The 26170-nt window shown below is 51.1% G+C and carries 27 protein-coding genes and 2 pseudogenes; 24 read left to right on the forward strand and 5 right to left on the reverse strand.

The annotated features are described in order from the left end of the window. Nucleotides 1–37 precede the first annotated feature (37 nt). The 3 genes from VN24_RS12015 to VN24_RS12025 all read left to right on the forward strand — a co-directional run bounded on the left by VN24_RS12015 (nt 38) and on the right by VN24_RS12025 (nt 2877). Entirely contained in the window at nt 38–814 is a 777-nt protein-coding gene (locus tag VN24_RS12015) for a protein-glutamine gamma-glutamyltransferase (RefSeq protein WP_045670605.1), read from the forward strand. A gap of 293 nt (nt 815–1107) precedes the next feature. Further along, nucleotides 1108–1734: a GntR family transcriptional regulator gene (locus tag VN24_RS12020; protein WP_045670606.1), complete on the forward strand. Its 627-nt coding sequence runs from the start codon at nt 1108–1110 to the stop codon at nt 1732–1734. Between the two features lie 3 nt (nt 1735–1737). Then, on the forward strand, nt 1738–2877 hold the full coding sequence (locus VN24_RS12025) for an AbrB family transcriptional regulator (protein ID WP_052702913.1): 1140 nt from the start codon (nt 1738–1740) through the stop codon (nt 2875–2877). Nucleotides 2878–3095: 218 nt separating this feature from the next. Here VN24_RS12025 and cysK read toward each other — a convergent pair whose 3' ends face one another. Further along, on the reverse strand, nt 3096–4031 hold the full coding sequence (gene cysK, locus VN24_RS12030; RefSeq protein WP_045670607.1) for a cysteine synthase A: 936 nt from the start codon (nt 4029–4031) through the stop codon (nt 3096–3098). Between the two features lie 249 nt (nt 4032–4280). On the opposite strand from cysK, the gene VN24_RS12035 reads away from it, so the two are divergent. From VN24_RS12035 to VN24_RS12045, 3 genes and pseudogenes are all read left to right on the forward strand, one after another. Beyond that, on the forward strand, nt 4281–4628 hold the full coding sequence (locus VN24_RS12035; protein ID WP_045670608.1) for a VOC family protein: 348 nt from the start codon (nt 4281–4283) through the stop codon (nt 4626–4628). A 182-nt stretch (nt 4629–4810) separates the two neighbouring features. Continuing rightward, nucleotides 4811–5152, forward strand: a complete 342-nt coding sequence (locus tag VN24_RS12040; protein ID WP_045670609.1) for a 4a-hydroxytetrahydrobiopterin dehydratase — start codon at nt 4811–4813, stop codon at nt 5150–5152. A gap of 32 nt (nt 5153–5184) precedes the next feature. Then, nucleotides 5185–6902 (forward strand): annotated as a pseudogene (locus tag VN24_RS12045) (ABC transporter ATP-binding protein). A gap of 65 nt (nt 6903–6967) precedes the next feature. Here VN24_RS12045 and VN24_RS12050 read toward each other — a convergent pair. After that, nucleotides 6968–7840 carry an NAD(P)-dependent oxidoreductase gene (locus tag VN24_RS12050; RefSeq protein ID WP_045670610.1) on the reverse strand — a complete coding sequence of 291 codons (873 nt, stop codon included), beginning with the start codon at nt 7838–7840 and terminating at the stop codon, nt 6968–6970. 158 nt (nt 7841–7998) lie between these two features. Between VN24_RS12050 and VN24_RS12055 the strand changes: the two genes are divergently transcribed. Further along, nucleotides 7999–8853: a LysR family transcriptional regulator gene (locus VN24_RS12055; RefSeq protein WP_045670611.1), complete on the forward strand. Its 855-nt coding sequence runs from the start codon at nt 7999–8001 to the stop codon at nt 8851–8853. Nucleotides 8854–8957: 104 nt separating this feature from the next. Here the strand turns inward: VN24_RS12055 and VN24_RS12060 are convergent, their stop codons facing one another. Together VN24_RS12060 and VN24_RS12065 are read right to left on the reverse strand one after the other, a co-directional pair. Next, the gene (locus VN24_RS12060; protein ID WP_045670612.1) at nt 8958–9365 is read right to left on the reverse strand and encodes a DUF1761 domain-containing protein; all 408 of its coding nucleotides are present in this window, start codon (nt 9363–9365) and stop codon (nt 8958–8960) included. Between the two features lie 143 nt (nt 9366–9508). Next, nucleotides 9509–10291, reverse strand: a complete 783-nt coding sequence (locus tag VN24_RS12065) for a nucleotidyltransferase domain-containing protein (protein WP_045670613.1) — start codon at nt 10289–10291, stop codon at nt 9509–9511. Nucleotides 10292–10504: 213 nt separating this feature from the next. Between VN24_RS12065 and VN24_RS12070 the strand changes: the two genes are divergently transcribed. The 6 genes from VN24_RS12070 (at nt 10505) to VN24_RS12085 (ending at nt 13602) form a co-directional block, all read left to right on the forward strand. Then, nucleotides 10505–10777, forward strand: coding sequence for a zinc ribbon domain-containing protein (locus tag VN24_RS12070; protein WP_045670614.1), 273 nt, complete (start codon nt 10505–10507; stop codon nt 10775–10777). A gap of 132 nt (nt 10778–10909) precedes the next feature. Next, nucleotides 10910–11434, forward strand: a complete 525-nt coding sequence (locus VN24_RS12075; RefSeq protein WP_148505231.1) for a DUF1003 domain-containing protein — start codon at nt 10910–10912, stop codon at nt 11432–11434. Nucleotides 11435–11534: 100 nt separating this feature from the next. Beyond that, the gene (locus VN24_RS28440; RefSeq protein ID WP_274520433.1) at nt 11535–11657 is read left to right on the forward strand and encodes a hypothetical protein; all 123 of its coding nucleotides are present in this window, start codon (nt 11535–11537) and stop codon (nt 11655–11657) included. Between the two features lie 262 nt (nt 11658–11919). Then, nucleotides 11920–12120, forward strand: coding sequence for a cold-shock protein (locus VN24_RS12080; protein ID WP_045670615.1), 201 nt, complete (start codon nt 11920–11922; stop codon nt 12118–12120). Between the two features lie 78 nt (nt 12121–12198). Continuing rightward, nucleotides 12199–12411 (forward strand): cold-shock protein, encoded by a 213-nt coding sequence (locus VN24_RS26920; protein ID WP_082083732.1) that lies wholly within the window; start codon nt 12199–12201, stop codon nt 12409–12411. Between the two features lie 453 nt (nt 12412–12864). Further along, nucleotides 12865–13602, forward strand: a complete 738-nt coding sequence (locus VN24_RS12085; RefSeq protein ID WP_045670616.1) for an HAD family hydrolase — start codon at nt 12865–12867, stop codon at nt 13600–13602. 207 nt (nt 13603–13809) lie between these two features. Here the strand turns inward: VN24_RS12085 and VN24_RS12090 are convergent, their stop codons facing one another. Beyond that, the gene (locus VN24_RS12090) at nt 13810–15153 is read right to left on the reverse strand and encodes an aminotransferase-like domain-containing protein (protein WP_045670617.1); all 1344 of its coding nucleotides are present in this window, start codon (nt 15151–15153) and stop codon (nt 13810–13812) included. A 175-nt stretch (nt 15154–15328) separates the two neighbouring features. Here VN24_RS12090 and VN24_RS12095 point away from each other — a divergent pair, with 175 nt between their 5' ends. The 11 genes and pseudogenes from VN24_RS12095 (at nt 15329) to ggt (ending at nt 26124) form a co-directional block, all read left to right on the forward strand. Then, a complete protein-coding gene (locus tag VN24_RS12095; protein WP_045670618.1) occupies nt 15329–16291 on the forward strand; it encodes a DMT family transporter in 963 nt (320 codons plus the stop codon). Between the two features lie 188 nt (nt 16292–16479). Beyond that, the gene (locus tag VN24_RS12100; protein ID WP_045670619.1) at nt 16480–17991 is read left to right on the forward strand and encodes a sugar ABC transporter ATP-binding protein; all 1512 of its coding nucleotides are present in this window, start codon (nt 16480–16482) and stop codon (nt 17989–17991) included. Then, nucleotides 17988–18917 carry an ABC transporter permease gene (locus VN24_RS12105; RefSeq protein ID WP_052702914.1) on the forward strand — a complete coding sequence of 310 codons (930 nt, stop codon included), beginning with the start codon at nt 17988–17990 and terminating at the stop codon, nt 18915–18917. The genes VN24_RS12100 and VN24_RS12105 overlap by 4 nt, the downstream gene beginning before the upstream one ends. Further along, on the forward strand, nt 18914–19915 hold the full coding sequence (locus tag VN24_RS12110) for an ABC transporter permease (protein WP_052702915.1): 1002 nt from the start codon (nt 18914–18916) through the stop codon (nt 19913–19915). The genes VN24_RS12105 and VN24_RS12110 overlap by 4 nt, the downstream gene beginning before the upstream one ends. A gap of 42 nt (nt 19916–19957) precedes the next feature. Further along, the gene (locus VN24_RS12115) at nt 19958–20974 is read left to right on the forward strand and encodes a sugar ABC transporter substrate-binding protein (protein WP_052702916.1); all 1017 of its coding nucleotides are present in this window, start codon (nt 19958–19960) and stop codon (nt 20972–20974) included. 33 nt (nt 20975–21007) lie between these two features. Then, complete coding sequence (locus VN24_RS12120) at nt 21008–21418, forward strand: RidA family protein (protein ID WP_045670620.1); 411 nt, start codon at nt 21008–21010, stop codon at nt 21416–21418. Nucleotides 21419–21451: 33 nt separating this feature from the next. Next, complete coding sequence (locus VN24_RS12125; protein ID WP_045670621.1) at nt 21452–22435, forward strand: TMAO reductase system protein TorT; 984 nt, start codon at nt 21452–21454, stop codon at nt 22433–22435. Nucleotides 22436–22465: 30 nt separating this feature from the next. Further along, nucleotides 22466–22915 (forward strand): RidA family protein, encoded by a 450-nt coding sequence (locus VN24_RS12130; protein ID WP_045670622.1) that lies wholly within the window; start codon nt 22466–22468, stop codon nt 22913–22915. Nucleotides 22916–22945: 30 nt separating this feature from the next. Next, nucleotides 22946–23611, forward strand: coding sequence for a cyclase family protein (locus VN24_RS12135; protein ID WP_045670623.1), 666 nt, complete (start codon nt 22946–22948; stop codon nt 23609–23611). Nucleotides 23612–23624: 13 nt separating this feature from the next. Next, nucleotides 23625–24518, forward strand: coding sequence for a fumarylacetoacetate hydrolase family protein (locus tag VN24_RS12140; RefSeq protein ID WP_045670624.1), 894 nt, complete (start codon nt 23625–23627; stop codon nt 24516–24518). A 26-nt stretch (nt 24519–24544) separates the two neighbouring features. Beyond that, nucleotides 24545–26124 (forward strand): annotated as a pseudogene (ggt, locus tag VN24_RS12145) (gamma-glutamyltransferase). The last annotated feature ends 46 nt before the right edge of the window (nt 26125–26170 follow it).

The raw sequence follows: 26170 nt of genomic DNA on the forward strand, positions 1-26170 counted from the left end.
ACCTATAATCCGAGAATAGAAGAGCGGGGGAACAAACGTGATTGTTATTTCGGGCAGTGATGGGCAGCAAATCGATATGTTACAGCTGGCGCCATTCGAACGGGATATCCTGCAGCAAAAGGATCAAAGTCCGGTCGTTTACCGTTACAGTTCCGCTGATGCGCTGCGTTTTGAATTGCAAACGAGAAGCCGGATCGTGGATGCGGCCAGAGCTTTAAACGCAAGCGGCGTACACTTCGCCACGTTTGACGAATCCCGCTGCAACGAGAGGTTTTGGACCCGTACGGCTAACGGGGGGTTCCGGTTGAGATACGGGGTGCTGCCATCGGACGGAATCTACGATATTTTTCGAAACGGGGATCTGTATGCGTTTGAATGTGCGGCGGCAATCGTCATCGTCTTGTACAAGGCTGTGCTCGATATGATCGGCCCGGGACCGTTCAACGCTTATTTTGCAGATTTGCTCTTATACAATTGGAATTACGACAGGGATCTGCACCTTACGACGACCTATAACATTAATGAGGCTTATCCGGGGGACATTCTGTATTTCAAAAATCCTGACTACGACCCTAAGACGCCGGAATGGCGGGGGGAGAATACGGTCCTGCTCGGCTACAATATGTATTACGGGCACGGCATAGGGATCCGAACGTCGATGGATATCATCGCCTCCCTGAACGCAAAGCGGAGGTTCGGCAGCATGACATCGGCGTATCTTACGGATCAGGTCGTCCATCCGGATTTTGAGCATTTGCGAAGGCTGCCGGGGCGAATTATCGCCCGCGTCGGCAATAAGCGTTTCGTTTGCTGAAATGCAGCAGGAGGTTTCTGTTTCGCGGCCAGGTCTGCTTGGGAGAATCCGCACATTTCGCACCGCGCGAGCTCTCAGCGCGCCGCGCGGTGAAGCGTCTCATGACGGTGCTTCCAAACCTTTTCATTGTCCGTCGGCCGCAACTGCTGACCTTCCTCTGTGATGCAAATTACCGGGTTTTGTAAATTACCGTTGATAAATGAGAAATGATCCTTTATAATCATCCTGTATACAAGTTAGAATACAAGTTGCTTGTATTCAAGTTGGGATTCAATTTAAAGGTGTGAATATCGATGATTCAAGAAAAAGGAAAGATGTTGCTTAAAGATCAAGCCTACCAAAAAATAAAAGAAAAGATGATCGGGGGCGAGGAGGAGTATACCTCCGAAAACAATCTCGTGCTCGAGATGGGTATGAGCCGTACTCCAATCCGGGAGGCGTTAAATCGCCTTCAGCACGAAGGTTTTCTTAAGATCCTGCCCAACCGGGGCATCGTGTTTACCGAGCTTTTGACGGAGGAACGGAACGAACTGGTCGATATGAGGGTCGCCGTTGAAACGTATTCGCTGCGGCAAGCCGCAGATCGGATTAAAGAAGACGACATTAAGGAGCTGTCCCGCATCATTGAGCTGCAGGAAGAGGCTTACCGGGCGGGGGATTTTGCCTCTCTGCTGGAGAATGATGCGTTGTTCCATCATTACTTGCTGGAAATCGTCGGGAACGGACAGTTCATCAAGATGTATCGGCAGGTAAGGGAGCGTCAGTTCACTGTACGGGCCGGTAAATGGCTCAAACATCAACCGGACGTGCTCCAGATTTTTATTGAAGAACACCGAACCATTTTGAACGCCATCGTCCAAAAAGATATACCGGCTGCCATTCAATATCTGACTGAGCATTTGGAGAAGGGGAAGCTTTAACGCGTGAAACGGAAAAAACGGCGATTTACATTCGATTCTGCACACCGGTTGCTCGAAACGATCCTCGTCGGTTCGGCAGGCGGGACACTGTTCATGCTGCTCCATTTGCCGATCAGCTGGATGCTCGGGCCGTTAACCGCAGTTGTGTGCTGGAAGGCTGTCACTGGCCGCAAGCTGCACTGGCCGGTCGGCTTGCGCAACTCCGGACAATTGCTGCTCTCCTACAGCATGGGGCTGTCATTTACGATTGAAAGTGCGCGGCAAATCGCCGGACAACTTCCCGTCATGTTAGGCTCCACCATAATGATGGTTGGACTCAGCTTAGGTGTTGCATACCTGATTGCCGCACGGACTGGAATCGGCTCGATGAGCAGCATGATGGGCAGTATTCCCGGCGGGTTGTCGCAAATGGTTCCGCTCAGCCAAGAGATTCAGGGCGCCGAACCTGCCATCGTTACGTTCATGCAGACGATCCGGATGCTGACGGTGATCATAACCGTTCCTTTTCTTGCGATACACGGTCTGGCCGGCGCTGAGCAGATCCATGGCGTGCAAAATGGGCCGTTTGCGGGGGATTTATCGGACAAGCAGGTGAGCGGGGCTTCATGGGCCGTTATCGTGCTGCTACCGATTGCCGGCATGGCTGCGGCGAGACTCAAAATTCCGACGCCGTGGATTTTGGGGCCGCTTCTCGTTTCCGCCGTCTTCACTGCGGCGGGGTGGCCGATGCCGCACCTGCCCAAACCGTTTATTATTTTCGCGCAGCTGTGTATTGGCATTTATTTGGGCCTCGGCATCAAGCTGGACACGATCGGCGCTTTGAGGCGACTTTTGCCGTACTCGCTCGCAGGCGCTTGCATCATTGTAACGTTTTCGCTTGCATTATCCTATCTGCTAAGCCTCGTCTATCCGATGAGTCTGGTGACGGCATTTTTAAGCACCGCTCCCGGCGGCCTTGCAGAAATGGGCGTAACGGCAATTACGGTCCATGCCGACGTTTCGATCGTCAGTTCGTATCAATTGTTCCGTCTTCTGTTCATTTTGCTCATCGTGCCTTACATGCTTAAATGGTGGGCATGGCGAACGGGCAAAAATCGGAATCCCCAGCGTAACCGGGACGTAACCACCAATCGAATCGCATAATGACTCGCTTTTAAAGAGAGAAGAGGCCGCCCCGTTCAATTCGGGACTGCCTCTTCTTTGTTCAAAGATAAGAAAGTATAAGTTTCACGCTTATACTTTCTTATCTTTCACCGCGAAACGTATGGCTGCCCGTTAAGACGGCGGCAGCCGTTTCTCCTTGCACGATTCGAAACCCGGGCAAGGACGCAGCCATCCTGCCGCAGCAGGTCCGGCGCAGCTTACTCGGCCGGAAACAGCTCCGTGGACAAATATCTTTCCCCGGTGTCCGGCAGCAGCACGACAATCGTTTTGCCTTCGTTTTCGGGACGCTTGGCAATTTGAAGCGCCGCATACGCCGCCGCCCCGGACGAAATGCCGACAATGAGACCTTCGGAGCTCGCAAGCGAGCGGGCCGTTGCGAATGCATCGTCGTCCTTGACGGTTACAATCTCGTCGACGACGGAGCGGTTGAAGTTATCGGGCACGAATCCGGGACCGATGCCCTGAATTTTATGCGGGCTTTTGGTGCCGCCGGAAAGGACGGGAGAGTTTGCCGGCTCGACGGCAATGATTTGCACCGAGCTTTTTTTGCTTTTCAGCACTTCGCCCACACCGCTGATCGTGCCGCCGGTGCCGACGCCGCCGACAAAAATATCGACCGCTCCGTCGGTATCCCGCCAAATTTCTTCCGCGGTCGTTTTTTTATGAATATCCGGGTTGGCCGGGTTTTTGAATTGCTGCGGTACGAAGGAGTTCGGCGTGTTCGCTGCAAGCTCCTCGGCTCTCTTGATCGCGCCGGGCATTCCTTCGGCAGCCGGGGTCAGCACCAGATTCGCTCCCAGAGCGGTCATCAATTTTCTCCGTTCAATACTGAAGCTCTCCGGCAGCAGAATCGTCAGCTTATAACCGAGCGCCGCGGCTGCAAAGGCGAGCGCGATGCCCGTATTGCCGCTCGTAGGCTCAATAATCGTCGAATCTTTATTGATGAGCCCCTTTTCTTCCGCATCTTTAATAAGCGCAAAACCGATTCTGTCTTTTACGCTTCCGGCAGGGTTGAAGTACTCCAGCTTGGCGATGATCTTCGTTCCCGCGTCGTTTTGTCTGTTGAAGTTGACAAGCTCGAGCAAAGGGGTGTTGCCGATTAACTGCGTAAGGTTGGTTGCAATGTTAGCCATTTTCTCTCCTCCATCTGAATTAATTCCGATATTCTTTGTCGGGTATCTAAACCTTACACCTTTTTGGGATAAAATTCAAGACCGAATTTTTCAAGGGCGCTTCATTGTTAATTATTCGAAAAATACGAATATATGTTTGTATTTTTGCCTAATCTCGGTTATTCTAATCGTACAACCAGAGAAGATGCCGCTTGCTTTGGGAAGCGATAATAACAAGTTAAACCAATTTGAATCGGGAGGATGTTAGCTATGCCGAATCCAGTTGTCCACTTTGAGATTATCGGGAAAAATGGCGCTGAGCTGCAAAATTATTACAAGGATTTGTTCGAATGGGAAATCGACACGAACAACCCGATGAATTACGGCTTGGTCGATACGAAGAGCGGCGGCATTAACGGCGGAATCGGCGGCTCGGAACACGGGGCTTATGTTGCGGTTTATGTCGAAGTTCCCGATCTGCAGGCGACTTTGGACAAGGCGGTTCAATTGGGCGGCAAAATTTTGATGCCTCCGACGGAAGTTACGGATACGGTGACAATCGCCATGTTCAGCGATCCGGAAAACAACGTGGTCGGTCTGCTAAAAGGCAACGGATAGTCGTTTGAACGGAATGCGGAAGAAACGTCCGTGAATTAAACTTACCCCTGTCCGGCCGACACTTTAAGACGGACATGATGCGGCCTTAGTTCGGTACTCAACCGGGCTGAGGCTGTTTTGTTTTGCTCGACATTTTCTTTGCCGGATAATAGATTTATATAAATAGATGGGAGGGAATCGGAATGAACCGGGAAGCATTATTGAGTAATGCCGAGCTGGAAGAGGAGCTGAAGAGCTTACAGGGATGGAAGGTGGAAGAGGGGAAGAGAATCGTCAAATCGTATCTGTTTCCGACGTTTCCGGACGCTGTCGCCTTCGTGAACCGGGTGGCGGAAACGGCGGAGGCGATGAACCATCATCCGTTCATCTCCATCGACTACCGGCGGGTCACACTTCGGCTGACGACATGGAATTCGGGCGGGCTGACGCAGCTGGACATCGATTCGGCCAAAGCTTACGATGGGTGGAGCATAAATGAGAAAGAGAATGTGAATGAGAATGAGAAAGTGAAAGAGAATGAGTAACAGAACAAATAAGGAGTGTTTTGAACTTGTCTTTGATTCGCCGGTTTTTAGTCTATTATGGTCCTTATAAACGTTTGTTTCTGCTGGACTTCAGCTGCGCGGTCGCGGCGGCGCTGCTAGAGCTCGGCTTCCCGATCGGGGTTCAGTGGACGATCGACCAGCTGCTTCCTTCGCGGGACTGGTCGCTGATCGCCTGGGTATGCGCCGGTCTGTTCGCGTTATACCTGCTCAGCATGGGCTTGCAGTTCGTCGTCAACTATTGGGGCCATATGCTGGGGATCAACATCGAGACGAACATGCGCAAGCAGCTGTTCAACCATCTGCAGAAGCTGTCGTTCCGTTTTTTCGACAATACGAAAACCGGACAAATCATGTCGCGGATGACAAGCGACTTGTTCGACCTCGGAGAAATGGCGCACCACGGTCCCGAGGATTTCTTCATTGCGATCATGACGCTGGCCGGCGCCTTCGGCATCATGTTGATGGTGAATTGGGAGCTCGCCTGCATCACGTTTGTCGTCGTGCCGATCCTGGCATGGCTGATCGTTTATTTCAATAAAAAGTTGAATGCCGCGGCCTTTACCATGTTCGAAAAAATCGCGGACGTGAACGCGCGGGTCGAAGACAGCATCTCCGGCATCCGCGTCGTGAAATCGTTCGGCAACGAATCGTTCGAGATGCAGCGCTTCGAAACGAACAATGAGGCGTTCCGCCTGGCCAAGCTGAAATCGTATCTGAATATCTCGTTCAGCGGTTCCGGCATCTACATGCTGACGCGGCTCATTACGCTGACCGTGCTCGTGTTCGGCGCATGGTTCGCTTACACGGGCCGATTGAGCTATGGAGAGCTGGTCGGATTTCTGCTGTACGTGAACATTTTTCTGCGGCCGATCGAGAAAATCAACGCGCTGCTCGAGCTGTATCCGAAAGGGATGGCCGGGTTCAGGCGGTTTTGCGAGCTGATGGATACCGAGCCCGACGTGAAGGACGAGCCGGACGCCATCGAGGTTAAGCGCCTTCGGGGAGACATCGAGTTTCAAAATGTCGCGTTCGGGTACGAAAATCATTCGCGCGTCCTGCAAAACATCAACCTTCGCATTCGGGCGGGGGAGACGATCGCGCTCGTCGGTCCGTCCGGTGCCGGCAAGTCGACACTGTGCAGCCTGATCCCGCGGTTCTACGAGATCGACAGCGGCCGGATTTCCATCGACGGCATCGACATCCGCCGGATGAAGCAGTCGTCCCTCCGCAGCCAGATCGGGGTCGTGCAGCAGGATGTGTTTCTGTTCAACGGAACGATCCGCGAAAATATCGCCTATGGACGGCTCGGGGCAACACAAGCGGAAATTATGGACGCGGCGCGCCAAGCTTCCTTGGACGGGCTGATCGCATCCTTGCCTGACGGCCTCGATACGTTCATCGGGGAACGGGGCCTTAAGCTGTCGGGGGGCAGCGGCAGCGGCTTTCGATTGCACGGATTTTCCTTAAAAATCCGCCGATTCTTATTTTGGACGAAGCGACGTCGGCCCTCGACACCGAGACGGAATCGATGATTCAGCAGGCGCTCGAGCGGCTGTCGCACAACCGTACAACACTGATCATCGCCCATCGTCTCGCGACGATCCGCCATGCGGACCGCATCCTCGTCGTGACCGAAGACGGCATCGCGGAAGAAGGCCGCCACGATGAGCTGCTGGCGGCGGGCGGAGTCTACGCACGCCTGAGCGCGGCCCAGGTGGGCGCCCATTAGTAAGGAGAGCCTGTTCCGGAAAACCGGAACAGGCTCTTTTTACATTAAAGAATTCATAACTTGTATCAGGCGCCCTTCCGCAGCACTTTCATGACTGCGGCGAGTTCCTCGTTTTCGAATCCTGCGTTTATCGCTTTTCTGAAGACTTCTTTGGTGAATGTTGGAAAATCGGAGTTGATCCGGGCTTCGCGAGCTTGCTTGACCCACAATTCTGCGGTTCCCATACAGGTCTTGATGGAGCTCTGAGGTTTTTCGTACGTTCCCGTCTGAATGACTTCACCTTCGTGTTTGATCATCTGCCCGAGAACCGGTGAGATGTCGGCAATCAAGGATCCGAAAGAATCTACGCGATGGCCCTCTGATTCGAGAATGAGGGAGCCGTGAAAGAAGCCAAACATCGCACCAAATAGGGTTGAGAGCGTAGCCAAATCCCACGCAGATGCTGAACCTACCGACTCACCCATATACATCAGATTCCCCGCAACAATTTTTAGAACCGGCTCACTCCGCCGGAACGCGATTTCTGATCCGGATGCGAAAATGGGGGTGTCAGCTCTCCCTATCTGGGGAGGTGTCGCCAAGATAGCGCCATCCAAATAATCAGCGCCCAGTTCCCGCGCCCGAGTCTCGCTGTCTCGCGCATCTTGAGGGCTGCCGGTGCTAAGCTCCACCAAAACCCGGCCTGCGAGGGCGGTAGAGACCTCTTCCGTTCCTAGAATGCTGCGTGACACTTCATAGTTGGCGACGCAGACGATGACGATGGGGCTTGCGCTCACTGCGACGGCAACACTGGGCGCAAAGACAGCTCCTTCTCTAACGAGCGGTTCAGCTTTCTCGCTTGTCCGGTTCCAGACCGTGACGCGAGATCCGTTCTGAAGCAGCGCCCGAGCTAGCGCTGAACCCATTGGTCCCAAACCGATAACTGTAACTTCATTCATGCCATTTCCTCCTTGTACTGAGTACAATTTTCTCTACTCCTACAGAATCGGATGTCTGTCGGATAAGTTCATTGTAAGCTAGGATAGGATTGACGTATAATGATTGATAATATTATCTGTATCATTATTTTTGATGGAACTGAATGGAGAGATGAGCTTTGGAACTGTCCGATCTTAAAGTGTTTCTGACAATCACTGAGGAAGGGAATATCTCACGCGCAGCCGAACGGCTGGGTTATGTGCAGTCGAATGTAACCGCGCGGATCCGGAAGCTCGAAGCCGAGCTTGGGATTCCATTATTTCACAGGCATCCAAAGGGAGTTACTCTGACCGAAAAAGGAGTTACCTTTAGCGAATATGCGCATACCATTCTGAACTTATCTGCGGAAGCGGTGAAGGTGGTACAGGAGACATCTTTTCCAAGCGGCCCGCTGGTGATCGGGGTTGTGGAGACTGTAACTTGCCTTAATTTCATGAACGCTCTGGCTGAGTATCAAAGCCGGTATCCCGATGTTTCGCTTTCGATATGGACCGGCAATTCGCCGGACCTCCTTGTCAAGGTGCTTAATCATCAATTGGATGGCGCATTCGTCATTGGTGACCTGAAGTCGCCTAATTTGGTCGCCGAGAATATCCAGAACGAAGAATTAAAATTGATAACCCAACAATTTGGCGATGAATATCCGGATTTGGCAAACACGAGATGGGCGGTTTCCCCAAAAGGCTGTCCGTTCAGACATATATTGGAAGAGTGGTTGCGTAGCGAGGGGATTTCACTCGTCAATACGATTGAGATTAGCTCCTTGGAGACACTTATCAGCTGTGTGCGCTCTGGCCTTGCTGCCACTTTACTACCCGCATCCGTCTTAACCGGAGAGTATGCACAGTTTGGGGCCAACCCGATTCCCGAAAAATACAGGTACACCCAAACAAATCTTATTCGCCGTAAAGACCGGTATGCGAGTAAAGCGTTCACAGCATTCTCCAAAATGATTCGAGAGACATTGAAATAACTTGGTTATTTCGATTCTAAAACGATCGGGTTCGTTTCTTATACGCCCGCACCAGAGCCTTGGAAAGGTTCGGGGCGGGCGCGGATTCAAGAGACTTATCTTTATTACTGCATCGCGCCGATAATGAGCCCGGCTGCAATGTATGAAACGAGATGATACCCAATCGTGATCAGATAGAGGGGGAGCTTGGCATTTTCGAATAAGTAGTTCATGCCGATTTTAAGCGAAATGCTGACGCCGATCAGCAGCCCGACGGTTAAACCGGACACAAGCGTCGTTTTCTCGCCGATCGTGAGCAGCAGCGCCAGTACGAATGCGCCGCCCAAAGCCGTTAACGCGGTCAACACATACGTCATCGCCCCTCCGCCCGACATCTCCTCCATTTTCAGATTGCGCAGCTTTGCCCATGCATTGCCGAACAGGACGGGCGAGTACCACAGAAAACCGAGGATCATCGTCGCTGCCGTTGCAATCAGGACAGCCACATAGTTTACTTCAGACAAATTCACCATTCTTAAGTCCCCCATAGTTTATTTGAACCTGAGCATCAAGAACAATTTTACCGTTCGTGTCCGGGCTTTGTAAACAACCCCCAGCGGCCGCGCTCGATGGCTTTCTGGGGGTTCGGTTTATATTTTCTTTCGTTTAACATCCGTCAAGATGAGAGAATCGAATCCAGGTAGGCGACAGCGGCCGCTTCCGCCTCTTTGCGGAGGAGCAGCTCCGAAGACGCTTCACGCAGCTGCCGATACAGATGAACCGTTGCTTTCAATGCACGGTAACAGCTTTCACGATCAGGAAGCGGCACGGTTTCAATCAGTTCGTCGAGATGCGGCCCTGCATACTGTTCCAGCTTGCGGACGCCTCTTGGAAGCTGGCCGCTGCGGATCAAGAGCAGGGGACCGAGGACGGTGCCGCGTATAAACGTAAGGTGGTCGATCAGCTCGAACAACTCGCCCCGGCCAAGCTTTGCCGCGCCGTAATGGACCCATACCCAAAACCGGTCCTCGATCCATTGCGGATCCGGATATGGAAACGAGCTTGAGGTTCGTCCGATAATGTCGCTGACTACCCTTCCTTGTTCCCAAAGAATAAGCGGATCTTCGACCCGTTCTTCGAGCTCTTGAGGCATGACGAATTTCATGTCGACATGAAGCAGAGGCGGGCCGTACAAACAGATGATCAAGCGCGGTTCGCCGACGTGGTCGCCGGTAAAGGCCGAGAGCAGACCGCCCAGCTCTTGTGCAATAAGGAGCCGTTCATTCATAACAGCCTCCCGCTCCTCGGGACGATAAACGGCGACGAAGTCCAGATCGCTGAACTCATCCATCGTGTTTGTGATCATGGAGCCGCCTGCAAGCAGAGCGACAAAGCGGCCGTCCCGGCTAAATTTTTCCTTAGCGCGATTAATGAAGTCATAATGCGCATTCAGCGGCATAGTAAACACCCCTATAGAATTGACCCATGCAAATGGGTATTACACCAATGTATCGCGCCGCAACTCTGCTGTCAAACGTTCTTGCTCCCCTATTCGCCGCGCCCTCTAAAGGGGCCTTAATTCCTCCAAATATTGGTCTATTCGATCTACGGTTATGGTATAATCCGATTAATTGAGGCTGCGCCCTATGGGTGTAAAGAACGGGGGATCTGGATGAGCGAGGTCTACAAAAACTGTCAAAGCTGCGGAATGCCGATGTCGAGAGATGAGAAGGGCGGCGGAACCGAAGCGGACGGCTCGAAGAGCGCGATGTATTGCAGCCACTGCTATGAGGGCGGACGCTTTACGCTGCCGGACATTACGGTGGAGCAGATGAAGGAGCGGGTGAAGGGCAAGATGGCCGAATTCGGCTTTCCGCGGTTTATCGGCGGATTGTTCACGCGCAATATTCCGAAACTGGAGCGGTGGAGCAGCAAGCAGCGGTAATAACCGAACGTGGTGCGACAAACGGCGTTGTAACCGAACGTAGTACGGATATAGCTATGAACCGAAATGACGGCTTGGCTGGGATAAGCGGCGGCGGCAGGGCGTCGATTTAGAACGGAAGGTGGTAAATGGATGGACAACGAAACGCCTTCCATTGGCAACTACGGCGATAAAGTATCGCGTTTGGTTGACGAGTACGAGCGGCAGGTGCTGGCACTGATCGACAAGGAATACGAGCGCAAAACAACAAGAGCCGATAAGGTCGCGGACAAGGTTGCTGAATTTGGGGGAAGCTGGACCTTTATTACGGTGTTTAGTTTATTTCTCGGTTCTTGGATGCTCATTAATACGCTTCAGCTGACGAAGATTATTCATTTTGACGAACCGCCTTTTATTCTACTAAATTTGATTTTGTCGTTCACTGCGGCGTTTCAAGCGCCGATCATTATGATGAGCCAGAACCGGCAGGCGAAGCGGGACCGGCGAGAAGCGATTATTGACTATTCGATCAACTATAAAGCGGAATTGGAAATCGACGATATGCAGGGGCATCTGCATCGGATCGAAGACGACTTTGCCGCTTTCCGCAAAGAGGTTGCCGGCGAGATGAGCGAGATCAAGCAGCTGCTGCTTCAGCGGTCGCAAAGACGGCTGTAAGAAGACATCGTCGCTGCATGACAACTGTCGAACCAGAAGAAGGATGTACCGGCATGTCTATTTGATCCGAAATGCTCCGATAACGAGAAGGAGCAGAACGATGCGCACTAATGACTCGTCCATCTATCGAAGCGAGAGCAAGAAAGAGAAATTTATGGCCGCATACGACAACGCGCTGGGTGATTGGCCGGTTCGTCGCGAGAGCCATCGGGTCATCTGCTGAGCGTCGAGCAGAAACGGCTGGTCCATGAGCTTGTCGTCGATTTCCTGAGCAAGCATCCGGCTGAACCGGCTGCAGCTTCTGTTGAAACAAACGAGTTGCAACTTCAGTCCAAGTGAGGTATAATCGATTTATTGAGATTTTGACCTAATTCACATATTGTAGAGGGTTATAATTGAAATGGATAACCTTGTACAATGTGTGAATTTTATTTTTTGTAAAATGCCACAGGTCAATACAAACAAACTTTTTAGAGGTGATTTTCATGCAAACAGGAACAGTTAAATGGTTTAACGCAGAGAAAGGCTTCGGTTTTATCGAAGTTGAAGGCGGCAACGACGTATTCGTGCATTTCAGCGCGATTGTCGGCGAAGGCTTCAAATCGTTGGACGAAGGCCAACAAGTCGAGTTTAACGTCGTAGAAGGCAACCGCGGACCGCAAGCGGAAAACGTTGTAAAACTGTAAAGCTAGCACAATGCCCCAAAAGTTGCTTTTGGGGCATTTTTTTTTTGCTCACCAATTCAGGAGAGAAGAGGGACATTCATGTACACTTCACGCAAAAAGCCGGAAGAGGACATTCCAGAGGAAATAACAGTGATTTGGTCATGTGCGAATCCGCAGTGTAAATGTTGGATGAGGGATAATTTTTCGCTTTCCGTCCAGCCCTCATGCCCCCAATGTCAATCCGCGATGGTGAAAGGTGAAAAAAAACTGACCGTACTTAGCAACACCAGCTACAGTCATACGAAAGTGTAACGGCGGCCCGCCCGCCGAACGCTGCGAATCGCATCTTAAACAATCCCTTGAAGGAGTCATAAGCCAGAACCGCTGTTTAATCGGTTCCGGCTTTTTTTATTGGAAAAATCGAGATTGACGATATCAATTTATTGTCCGAATTTTACAGCTAGAAGTTGAAGGAGGAAGAGCATGAAAGGGAATATCCCTGCCTATACGGGGAATTATAGCTTCTTTAATTCGTCGATAATGGAAAAACGCTCGCCCTAACCTGCGACGTTTCCAGCGGCGCATCCGTGAAAGGTACCGTCAATCAGCGACCGCACATTTCCCGACTTCGTTCTTCCGAATGCAACGGGACGATATTTTGAGAGGCTAAGGCAGCTGTGAAAATAGACTTGCCATAAATCCCCCGCTTGCTTCCCCGAATTCCATTGCGTTAAAGTAAAGGGACGGAAGGGGAGGACAATGCGAATGACGATCGACAGTTCAAGCGGGAAAACCGCTGTTTTTTTCGATATGGACGACACGCTTTACGATCAGCTGGACCCGTTCCGGCTCGCGGTTCAGAGCTACCTGAAGAGTACGGGGGGCGAACATGATTTCAGCGACTTCGCGGATTTGTTCAAGCGGGTCCGCGCGCACAGCGACGCGCTGTGGGACGTTTATACGGCGGGCGCGATGACGCTCGACGAAATGCGGATTCAGCGGGTATCGCGCGCATTCGAGGAACTGGGCATTCCGATCGGCGCGGAGGAAGCGTCACTGATCCAGTACAATTACGAGACGGAGCAGGGGCGGATCCGGCTGGACGAAGGAGCGCCCGAGTATTTCAGGCTCCTGCAGCAGCGGGGCTATGTGACCGGCCTTATCACGAACGGCCCGGTGAAGCACCAGACGTTCAAGATCCGGGCGCTCGGCGTCGATGCCATTTTTCCGGAGAACCGGATATTCATTTCCGATGCCGTCGGCTATACGAAGCCCGATCCGCGCATCTTTCAATATGTGAACGAGGTTACCGGGACGAAGCCGGAGCAGTCGTACTACGTCGGGGATTCCTGGCGAAACGATGTGGCGGGCGCAGCCGCCGCCGGCTGGAAGATGATTTGGCTTAATCGGCGCCAAGCCGCGCCTTCGCCCGAGTTCAAGCCGTACCGAATCATCGGTTCGCTGAGCGAGCTGTTTGACTTTTTTCCGGGTTCGGGGGACTGATTATAAGACAGATTGTAGGTTGAGCATTATCTTATTTGTCTGATTCAAATAAGGATATCCCAGGCTGACACGAACTAGCGGCAAACCCCCGTAAATGAAAGTAGTCTTGGCCTGTGGCTTTGTATGTTCCATACTAGAAGGTCACAGGCCGAATAATTGCAATCCGCGGAAATTCCACCCTTGTTTGTTACGGCGAATGGACACCCACTACCATCTGCTCCCCCGTTTCACTTCTTCGACAATTGCCTTGACCCCCTCATCAATCTGCTCCGGCTGCGCCCGTGAAATGCTGATCCGCAAAAACTTTTCTCTTTCCAGGTAATCCGTCAAATAAAATGGTTTACCGGACACGACGCTGACTTTCCTTGCTGCAAGCCGCTTGAGGAGCCGCTCCATATTGACCGTTCGCGGCAGCTTGAACTGCATGTAAACGCCCGAATCGACGCGCGAAACTTCAATTAGCCCCGCTTCGTTGTACCGATTCACCGCTTCATTCACCGCTCGAATCCGTTCCGCGTACCGGCTGCATATTTTGTGCTTGTGCCGCTCGTACATTCCGTTTTTGATGTACACTTCGAGCGCGGCTTGAGACAACAACGAAGTATCGTAATTTCTTTTATAGGCGTAGAATGTCTCCAGCAGCCGCTCCGGCATAACGGCGGCCCCCAGCCTCAAACCCGGGAAAATGATTTTCGAGAAGCTTTTCAAATAAATGACGTGCGAGGTTCTATTGTAAGCGTAGATGGGGTCGAAACGCCGCTCTGCACCCAAATCGGCCATGTAATCGTCTTCCACAACGTACACGTCGTATTTGCCGGCCAAATCGGCGATCGCTTTCCTCTCTTCTGCACGATACGAGGTTCCAAGCGGATTTTGATACCTTGACATTGTATAAAAAAATTTGATTGCTCCGCTTTTGAATTTCTCTTCCAATTCCCGCAAATCAACACCTGTCGCCGTACGGGCAATTCCGGAAACCGGTATGCCTTTCGCCTCCAGAAAACGCAAATAAAGATCGTAGCTCGGCTGTTCAACCATCACCGCCCTTTTCCTGTTTGGAAACGGCATTTCCGCCAAAATTTCCAGCGCATGCTGGATACCCGAGGTGATGATGATCTGCTCCGCTTTGGTAAATACTTGATCGCCTGCCAGATGAGAAACGAGCGTTTGGCGCAGGCTCTTCAGCCCTTGCGGATCGCCGTATGTAAACAACTGATACTTGTATCTGTCGATCGCTTTGTTTAGGCAATGCTGGAAATCCAAATAAGGAAACACGTTCAAATCCGGCGACGCCGAAGCAAAATCTATCGTTTCGCAATCTGTGTTGTGACGCCAATCTTCTTGCTTCTCGACCACGAAAAAGCCGCTTTGGGGGATCGAATAGATTTCGTGGCGCTTCTCCAGTTCTGCGTATGCCCGTACAATCGTACTGACGCTGCATCCGTACAGCTCCGCGGCCGTGCGAACGGAAGGCAGCTTTTGGCCGGGATTGTATTTCCCATCCATGATTTTGTACTCCAGATCGGACAGAATGGAATGGTATTTTTTCACGCCGCTTCCCCCTTATACGTCTTTTCTCATCATTATACATATTTTCGCGCAAGCTGTATCGATACAGTTCCGACAATATGTCGTTGTTCGGACTCGCACAATGCCATACCTTTGAGGGAACGGATCAGACGTTCGCGAACATGTCGCCGATTGTTGAAGAGAGGAAGTAGCAACCATGAACCGAAAAGGGCTGAAGCTTGCTTATTTGCTTGCCGTGCTGAACGCGGCGATCATCGGATTATCGTTTTTGTTTACCAAAAAGGCGCTTGGATATGCCCATCCGCTCGACACGCTTACGTACCGTTTTGCCGCTTCGTTTGCCGTCATGTCGATCCCGGTGGCGCTGGGATGGATCAAATTGAAGTACCGCGGCAAGCCGCTTTATAAAGCGCTGCTGCTCGCCGCCATGTACCCGCTTGGCTTTTTCACGTTTCAAGCGTTTGGGCTGCAGGCCGCCACCTCTGCGGAGGGAGGCATAATGTACGCATTCACTCCGGTCGTCACGATGGTGTTTGCCTCCGTATTTTTGAAAGAAGCGACAACCGTCTTGCAGAAGCTGTCGATTTCCTTGTCGGTGTTCGGCGTTGTGTTTATCTTTCTCATGATGGGGGAGAGCATCGATTTATCGAACATGAAGGGGATCTTCCTGCTGTTTTTGACTTGCCTGGCTTTTGCCGGATACAGCGTTTTGGCCCGCTCGCTTACGAAAGAGTTCAGCCCGGCAGAAATCGGTTATTTCACGATCGCACTCGGTTTCGCAGCTTTTCTCATCGTTTCTTTGACCGGCCATGCGGTTTCGGGGACGCTCGACCGCTTCTTCGCACCGATCGCGAGCGGCACCTTTCTCGTGTCGATCTTCTATCTGGGCGTGATGTCCTCACTCTTCACAACATTGACGGCAAACTACATCTTGAGCAAAATGGAAGCTTCGAAAATGAGCGTATTCACCAATCTGTCGACCGTCGTCTCCATGGCGGCCGGAGCCATGTTTCTCGGGGAAGAAATGACAGTCTATCATTTGATCGGCTCTGTGCTGATTATAGCGGGGGTTGTTGGAACGAATCGTTTTGGCCGAACGGGTACATCTTCAGCGTCTGGCAGATGGAAAGTAAACAAACGGATCGAAGAGGGGAAATGAGTTTGACTGACGAAGTGAAGTTTATACAAAACAATGTTAAGTAAAATAAATACAATGTCAGGTAATTATAAAAATATTACTTTACAATTGGATTATCGTTATCTATAATGGCAGTATATCTTACATCAAAAGCATTCTGGATTGTACATTGTAAAGCTGCTATTTTACTTTTGGGAAGGAGGGGGCCGATGACGCCTATTTTGGAAGCCAAGGGGATTTGGAAGTCTTTTGCAGGTCAGAGCGTGCTGAGAGGAGTTGATTTGACGGTTGACTCCGGCGAGATTGTCGCCTTGATGGGTCAAAATGGGGCAGGCAAATCGACGTTGATTAAAGTTTTGAGCGGCGCTGAAACGGCTGACCAGGGAGAAATATGGATGAATGGGAAGAAGGTCCATTTGACTTCGCCGTCCTCGGCCAAGAATGCTGGAATATGCACGATTTACCAAGAGTTGAGTCTGGTCCCGCAGCTAACCGTTACAGAGAATGTATTTCTCGGCCGCCTGATCACAAAGAAAGGAAGCGTGCAGTGGGATGAAATGGACAAGACTGTCCGTAAAATCATCCAAACCTTACACATCGATTTGGATCCCGGAAAGCTTGTTTCCGATTTAAGCATAGCGGAACAACAATTGATCGAAATCGCCCGTGCGCTTGCCTTCCGCTATTCGATCATCATTTTTGACGAGCCTACGGCTGCGATTACGGCCAAAGAAGCCCGGAGGTTGTTTGCGATTATGCGTTCGTTAAAGGAACAAGGAGTAGGCATGATTTATATCTCTCATCGTTTGGATGAAATTGGCGAAATCGCCGATCGCGTAACGGTACTTCGCGACGGACAGGCGGTTTTCGACGGGCCGGCAACGACAAACGGAAATACTCTCGTCAGCCATATGATCGGGCATCAGGTGAATCGGGAAGCGAGTACTGGCCGCAGTCCCGGAAAAGAGCTGTTGAAGGTGGATCGGCTAACAGCTTCGGCGCATGAAAGGATTGATTTTCAAGATATTTCATTTTCGGTGCGGGCCGGTGAAATTGTGGGGATCGCGGGCGTTGTGGGTTGCGGGGCATTAAAGATCGCCCGGGCATTGTTTGGAATACATCCCATAAACAGCGGCAGTATCCGTCTTGATGAAGTCGATTTTGATCCCAAAAACCCCGGGAATGCCGTGACAAGAGGAATAGCGTTTATTTCCGAAGACAGAAAGCTTGAGAGCATTATTCAAGGAAAAAGCATTCGGGATAACATATCCATCACGATATTAAACGCGATAACGAAGCTGGGAATGGTGAAGAGCAGCGCAGAAAAAGATTCGGCCGACAAGCTGCTGGACAGGCTGAAAATCAGGCCCTCCGATCCGCTTTATCCAGCGGACAAGCTCAGTGGAGGAAATCAGCAAAAAGTGGCCTTGGCCAAATGGCTCTGCCGCGGTTCAAAGATGTTTATCGTTTGTGAGCCGACCCGGGGCATGGATGTACAGGCGAGGGAAGATGTGTACAAAATTCTTGATGTTCTTAGCAGCCAGGGGGCTGGGGTTCTCGTTATTTCATCCGATTTTCAAGAGGTGGCCGGCGTATGCGATCGCGCTCTTGTCATGAGAGATGGCCGAATCGTCGGGGAATTGCCACAACGCTCCATGACGGAACAATCATTGCTTCAACTTGCATTGGGAGCGGAATATGCGGAGGAGAGCGTTTCGTGAATAAATATATTAATTTATGGATTTTAATCGGCGTATGTGCCATTAGCGCTCTGGTAGAGCCGCGATTTCTCGGACCTACAAATCTGATTAACATATCGAACGTGGCTTCCATTTTGTTGATTGCGGCTTTAGCTCAAATGCTGATTATTTTACTGGGCGAAATCGATCTTTCCATGGGGTCTGTCGTTGCGTTGGTATCCATGGTGACGGTTATGACAGCCAATCAATTCGGAATATGGTACGGGTTTCTGGCGGGTATTGCGGCCGGAGGCATTGCAGGACTGCTGAACGGTTTCATTACTTCCCTGGGGGTACCCTCTTTTATCACTACTGTAGCGGCGCTAACGTATATGGCTGGAATCGCCCGTTACATCAGCGGCGGAATACCGGTCGAATCCAAGGACCCCGCATCTGGCTTGCTCGGCTCAACCTATGTCGGTCCGATTCCGCTTACCGTTCTTATTGCGGCATGTCTTTTAGGGTTAATTTATGCAGTTACCAAATTTTCGCAGTTTGGAAGAGTCGTCTACTTTATCGGCTCGAACAAAAGGGCCACATTGTTATCAGGCGTTAACATCTCCCGCTCCATTCTCCTCACTTTTACCGTTTCCGGGACGTTAACGGGCCTTGCAGGTATCATCCTTGCATCCCGCGTCCATTCCGGTCAACCCGAATTGTTCCCTACTCTCGCATTTGAAGCGATCGGCGCGATTGCTCTTGGAGGCATTCCTTTGACCGGCGGACGCGGAAGTGTTTGGCAAGTATTGTCCGGTGTCATCATTTACAGCGTCATTAAGAATGCATTAACGCTGGCGAACTTCTCGAGTCAGGTGCAGCAAGTTATTCTTGGTCTCATTCTGATTCTGGCCGTTACCGTCAGCATGTACTCAAGCAAGCGGACAAAGCTGGGGGTGATCGGCGCATGATTCGGTCCCTCCTTCGCAACGATTTGATTTATTTCATCCCCGTTCTTGTTCTGGGTACTGCATTTGCCCTCGTTGTTCCGGGTTTTGGAACCTGGGGCAATGCCGGTTTGATTCTCTCACAGGCTGCCCCTCTTATTATTATCGCTCTCGCGCAAATGTTCGTGCTGATGACCGGCGGTTTCGATATTTCGGTCGGGGCGGTTGCCGCTTTGGTAAGTGTCGTGACGGCTCTCGCCTGCCAGCAGTTCGGCTTTGCCGCCGCATTAGCTGCCGGATTGCTGACGGGTGTCTTGGCCGGGACCATCAACGGATTAAACGTTGCCGTATTCGGCGTACAGCCTGTAATCGCCACCTTGGGCATGCTTCTTGCAGGAAGAGGGCTTTCCCTGCTGCTCGCTCCAATGCCGGTTACCGGCCTGCCGAAACAGTTGCTCGAAATCGGATACGGGTCGTTTTGGGGACTGCCGATTTCGGTATGGATCGCCTTGGTGTTAGTCATTATCGTTGAAATCCTCATCAGGCGGACCGCTTGGCTGCGGGCGATATTGGCGGTTGGGGGCTCCGAAAGCGCGGCGCGCTTAAACGGAATCTCCGTCAGAACAATCAAACTGAGCGCTTATGCGGCAACAGGTCTTCTTTCCGCATTCGCCGCTATCCTGTATACGGCCCGCGCCAATTCCGGCCAACCGAATCTTGGAGTCGGATTGGAGCTTGACGCCATTACGGCGGCCGTTATCGGCGGAGTATCCTTGCTGGGCGGCAAAGGCCGTGCGGTCGGCGCTTGCGCCGGGGCGCTCATTCTTGCCGAGCTTGCGAACGGGATGAGCCTGGCGGATATTTCACCTTTTTTGCAGCAGGTCATAACGGGAACGGTTTTGATTTTTTATGCCATCATTCTGTTTAATAATCATCTTTTTCGAGGCTTTATTATTCGCAAAAAGAAGATTGTTATAAATGAAAACTTAAATGGAGGGATCGTCGAACATTCAAAACTTTAAGGCACGAACTTCAATCATTTTATTGTGGAGGAGGGAATGCGCATGAAGAAAATTTCAACGCTTGCATGTTTCATGCTGCTCACGATGGTCCTGTCGGCATGCGGCTCGAACTCGGGCTCGAATGCTTCTCCAAATGCAAGCGCCCCGGAAACGGAAGCCGGATCCGCCCCGTCAAAAATCGTGATCGGGCTGTCCGTACCGGATTTGTCTTCATCGTTCTGGACGTCGATCGTCTACGGGGCGAAAACGGAGGCAGAAGCTTCCGGCGTTACATTGCTGATTGAAAATGCGGGAGGAGACGCTAAAGTACAGGACCAAATTTCGCAAATTCAAAATTTAACGCAGAAAAATGTTAATGCCCTGATCGTGGGTGCAACCGATGGAACCGGTGTTGCACCGGTTGTTGACCTGGCCGCTAATAAAGGGATTGCGGTTGTCGGATTAAGCAGTCCGCCCGATACGGACAAGCTGGTCTCCTCGGTAGGTACGGATAATTACAGGATGGGCAAACTGCTTGCGCAAGGAATTGGAGCAAAGTTGAACGGAACCGGCCAGGTCGCCATGATGGCGGGGCCGGCGGGACAAGTATGGGCAACAAAACGGGCACAAGGATTCGAGGAAACGATTGCCGGCGAATTTCCCGGGATCAAAATCGTTTCTACCGACCATACAGGAGACAATCGCAACGCGGCATTGAATCTGATGCAGGATTGGCTGCAGCGGTTTCCCGACCTGAAAGCTGTTTATACGGCGACGGACGATATCGGGGCCGGAGCCGCCGATGCGATCGAAGCGGCTGACAAGACGGGGAGCATTCTGGTGGCATCATCCAACCTGAGCCCTGTAGGCATCGATTACTTGAAGCGCGGATTGCTCGCTTTTGAAACGACGCAAAAGGTCGTTGCCCAAGGCAGGGCGGCGGTTCAGCAAGCGGTCAGGGCCGTAAAAGGCGAAGCTGTCGAGAAAGAAGTCGTGACGGATGTCGTATTCGTGGATCAACATTCCATCGCCAGCGTGGATTTCTCGGATATAAGCGCACCGGAAGGGTTTAAACCTTAAATCAAATTTTATAAAAAATCGGAGGTAGTACAAATGAAAGAAGCCATCATTTTGCCAGGATATGTTGACGATATGCCGTTTTCGCTCGGATATAAAGTCAAAGGGGGGACGACGCTGCACATTTCCGGAGCAACCGCATATCCGCTGTACCACAGCCACCCCCACATCGAAGAAGAGCTGCAGGTTTCCGATTCCATCAAGGACCAAACGCAAAAGGTGCTTGATAATATCAAGCTTGTTGTGGAAGCGGCCGGCGGGACAATCAACGACATTGTGAAAACGACCATTTTCAATACCCGGATGGATCTGCAGGATGAAGTCAACGAGGTGTACAACGCGTTCTTCGCCGGTCACAGACCCGCACGTTCCCATATCGGCGTATCCGAGCTTGTAGGCTCCAAACTGATGATCGAAATTGAAGTCATCGCGGTTTTGAACAATTAAACTTCATAATCATTTTGGCCGGGGGGCTTTAGCATGCGCAAGATTTACTTGTCTACGATGTTCACAATCATGACGATACTGCTGCTTTCAGCATGCAGTTCCAACGCAAATCAACCTGAAGTCAATCAGGATGACATTGTCATCGGGCTTTCCGTCCCGAGTCTGTCCTCATCATTCTGGACGTCGATTGTTTACGGTGCCCAATCCGAAGCGGATAGGCTGGGGGCAAAATTAATCGTTGTGAATGCGGGAGGGGATACGAAGGTCCAGGATCAAATCTCCCAGATCCAGAACTTGATCCAGAAGCAAGTGGATGCATTGATTGTCGGGGCGACAGACGGGAAAGGGGTTGCGCCCATTGTTAGTCAGGCCGTTTCCAAAGGAATCCCTGTCGTAGGGTTAAGCAGTCTTCCGGAGAGCGATGAGCTTGTTTCGGAGGTTGGGGCAGACCATTACAAAATCGGGCAACTGTTAGCCAAAGGAATGGGGGACGCGCTGAAAGGCACCGGTCAAGTCGCGATGATGGCAGGTCCTGCTGGACAACACTGGGCAACCGACCGGGCGAAAGGATTTCAAGAGACAATCAGCTCCGAGTTTCCGGCGATTAAGATCGTATCGATTGAACATACCGATGACAATCGAAACGGTGCATTGACGCTGATGGAGGATTGGCTGCAGCGCTTTCCGGATCTAACCGGCGTTTTTACAGCAACGGACGATATCGGTGCGGGAGCGGCCGATGCCATTGCGGCTGCAAATAAGACCGGCGGTATCCTCATCGCATCTTCCAATCTAAGCCCTGTCGGGATTGATTATATGAAACGGGGCCTAATCACATTCGAAACGGCGGAGAAAGTGGTTGTCCAAGGAAAAGCGGCAGCCGAACAAGCTTACAATGCGGTTGCCGGAAAGCCGGTTGAGAAACAAGTGATTACGGATGTGCTGTATGTAGACCGAAACGGCATCGATTCGGTTGATCTTTCCGAGATTAACGCTCCGGACGGATTCAAACCCTAAATTTAAACCCTAAATATGGAGGTTATAGAAATGAAAGAAACAATTGTTTTACCGGGTTATGTTGACGATATGCCTTTTTCTTTAGGTTATGAAGTAAAGGGCGGAGCAACAACGTTATACCTCTCCGGCGCAACGGCCTATCCTCTCTATTACAGTCACCCTGCCTTTGGGTGGGTTGCAAATGCCGAGCAAAGCGATGAAAGCGATGCCGGTATGTCTCTCCCCAACTCGATTAAAGAACAGACGCAGATCGTACTTGAAAACCTCAAAATTGTCATAGAAGCAGCCGGCGGGACGATCAACGATATTGTCAAAACGACGATTTTCAATAAACGTATGGACCTGCAAGACGAAGTTAACGAAGTATACAATGCGTTTTTTGCCGGACATCGGCCTGCCCGCTCTCATATCGGAGTTGCTGACCTTGTCAGCCCGGATCTTTTGATCGAGATTGAAGCGATCGCGGTTTTGAACGATTAATCGATTTATATACGAAGGAAGTGAACTGTCTTGAAAATTATCGACTTGAGTCTGCCTGTCAACGATGAAGTGTACGGTCCGCCGTCTACGAATGTAAAGGTACAATTTACCCCTCATAACCGGGGTCCCGGGTTTTGGCAGGTTACATCGATCGATATGAGCGTGCATACGGGCTCGCATATTGATTCGGCGCTGCATGTCACTGAAGACGGGGGTACGGTGGATCAATTTTCGCTCGATCAAGTCATTGGCGAAGCCGTCATTTTGGATTTGACCCACATCAAAGACCATCAGGGGATTACGGCGGCGGACTTGGAAGCCTGTCAAGCCCAAATCCAGCCGGGAGATATTATTCTTCTCAATACCGGCTGGAGCGATAAAACGTGGGGGCAGTATCCGCGGTACTTCGTGGATTCGCCGTTCCTTACGCTGGACGCCGGAAGATGGCTGGTTCAACAGAAACCGCGGGCAATCGGATGCGATTTTTTCGAGGAATATGCGGCAAGATTTAAAGATTTCACTTCGGAGGATTTCATCGTTCACCGGGAAATATTGGACAGCGGAATTGTATTGTTGGAGGGACTGACGAATCTAAGCGCACTGCCGTCCGACAGGATTCAGTTTTTCGGTCCGTTTGTAAAATTCGCAGGAATCGAAGGTTCCATGGCCCGTTTTTTTGCGGTAGTTGAAGAATGAGGAGCGATTAAAGGTGAAATTGGGGACTTATGAACAAGAGGGGAAATGGTTCGCCGGGGTCATCGAAAACGATGGGATCTTCCCGGTTGATCAGCTGCTTGAAGGCAGCCCGAATGCTGCTCGTATCAAGGATATGCTTGAAATTATCGAATTCGGCGAGGAGGCGCTCGGCTGGATCAGAGAAGGACTTGAGAACGGCAGAAGCCGGGTTCGACCGATACCACCCGAACAAGTTAACGTACTCGCGCCCATCGTCTTGCCGGCAAAAAATGTTTTTTGTGTCGGCCGCAATTATATCGAACACGTTCATGAAGGCGACCGCGCCAACGGCGTAGCGATCGGAGCGCCCAAGAAACCGATTTTTTTTACAAAAGCGCCCACTTCCGTGATCGGCGACGGGGACCCGATCGTCTACCCCGATTGCACCCGGAAATTGGATTACGAATGCGAATTGGCCGTCGTCATAGGCAAGCAAGGCAAAGACATCAAGGAAGAGGATGTATACGACTATATATTCGGCTATACGATTATTAACGATGTTACCGCGAGAGACTTGCAGGATGAGCATGGTCAATGGTTCAAAGGGAAATCGCTGGATACGTTTTGTCCGACAGGCCCTTATATCGTGACAAAAGACGAACTGGAATGGCCGCTCAATGTTTCGCTTGAACTTAGGGTGAACGGAGAACTGCGGCAATCGATGGTTACGGCGGATATGATCTTTCATATTCCGCGGATCATATCGGAGCTTTCGAAAGGCATGACGTTGGAAGCCGGCGATATCATCGCAACGGGAACCGGTCCCGGATGCGGATTCGGATTTGAGCCGCCGAAATTTTTGAACGTCGGGGATGTCGTAGAAATAAAGGTGGAAGGCATCGGAGTGCTGCAAAATCCGGTAAGGTAGTACGACGAACGAGGAGAATCGCTTCTATGCATAAATCAATAATCGGTACCAAAACGATGGTGGTAAGCCCTCACTATCTTGCCTCCATGGCCGGCAGAACCATATTGCAAAAAGGGGGAAACGCTTTTGATGCGGCTGTTGCCGTAAGCGCTTGTTTAGCTGTCGTATATCCGCACATGACCGGTCTCGGCGGAGACTCCTTTTGGTTAATGTACAGCGCTTCCGATCGAGCCATACGCGCATATAACGGCAGCGGCCGATCCGGTTACGAGGTCCATTCCGGAATCTATGCCGGGGAGCCGGCCATACCGTTCCGCGGTGTCAAAAGCGCCATAACCGTGCCTGGCATGGTCGATAGCTGGCATACCATTTTGAAAGAATACGGTCTCTTATCTTTCGCTGAAGTGTTGGATCCGGCCATCTCCTATGCGATAAACGGGTTCCCCTTTACAAAAGACCAGTATGAGAATACAGTCAAAAATATTGATGTTTTGTCTGAAATGCCGATCACATCGGATATTTACACCCCGAACCGTTCCATACCCCGCATCGGGGAGAGATTTGTGCAAACCGAATTGGCTCAAAGCTTGCGTTACATCGCATTAGCAGGAAGAGACGGATTCTATAAAGGCGAACTCGCCAGAACGATGGTTTCATATCTGAAGCAAAATGGCGGATTGCTGACATTGGATGATTTTGCAGATCCGAAGGGAACTGGGCGACTCCGATATCAACGACATACCGGGATTATACGGTGTATCAAGTTCCGCCAAATTCGCAAGGCTTCGTCGGCTTAATGGCATTAAATATGCTGGAAAATGTTCAACTGGATCAAATCCCTCACGGTTCTTATGAATACTACCATCTGCTCATCGAATCATTAAAGCGCAGCTTCCTCGATCGAAATCAAGTATTGACGGACCCGGAATTTTACGATATTCCACTCGAACGATTATTAAGCAAAGGTTACGCGGCACAACTGATGCAGCAAATCGATATGCAGCATGCCGCTTCGGTAAATGCGGATTCTATGGGCAGCGATACGGCGTATGCGGCAGTGGTCGATGAGGAAGGGAATGCCGTGTCGTTTATTCAAAGCTTGTACTTCGAGTTTGGATCGGCGGTAGTCGCCGGAGATACGGGCATATTGCTGCAGAATCGCGGCTCATTTTTTTCGCTTGATCCTGGCCATGTTAATTTTCTTGAGCCTCATAAGAGGACATTTCATACCTTGATGCCTGCGCTTGCCTGCAAGGATGGACGGCCTCGTATTCTGTACGGAACTCAAGGGGGAGAAGGACAGCCTCAGACGCAAACGGCGATTTTAACCCGAATGATTGACTATGGCATGGATCCTCAGCAGGCGATCAACGAACCGAGATGGCTGTGGGGGAGAACGTGGGGGACGAGCACATCGGATTTGAGAATCGAAAACCGGGTTGACTTACGGACGATTGAAAGGTTGAAAAAGGCGGGTCATGCGGTCCATGCGGTGGCTGACTTTGACGGAGTGATGGGGCACGCGCAGGCGATACGGATCGACGATCAAAACTTTTTGCGCGGAGGAGTCGATCCGAGAGGCGACGGCGCAGCAATTGGCTGGTAATTCGATTAATATGATTCAAATCATCTAAATGAATCGGGGAATGGAT

This window comes from Paenibacillus beijingensis (assembly GCF_000961095.1).
Classification (GTDB): Bacteria; Bacillota; Bacilli; order Paenibacillales; family Paenibacillaceae; genus Paenibacillus_O; species Paenibacillus_O beijingensis.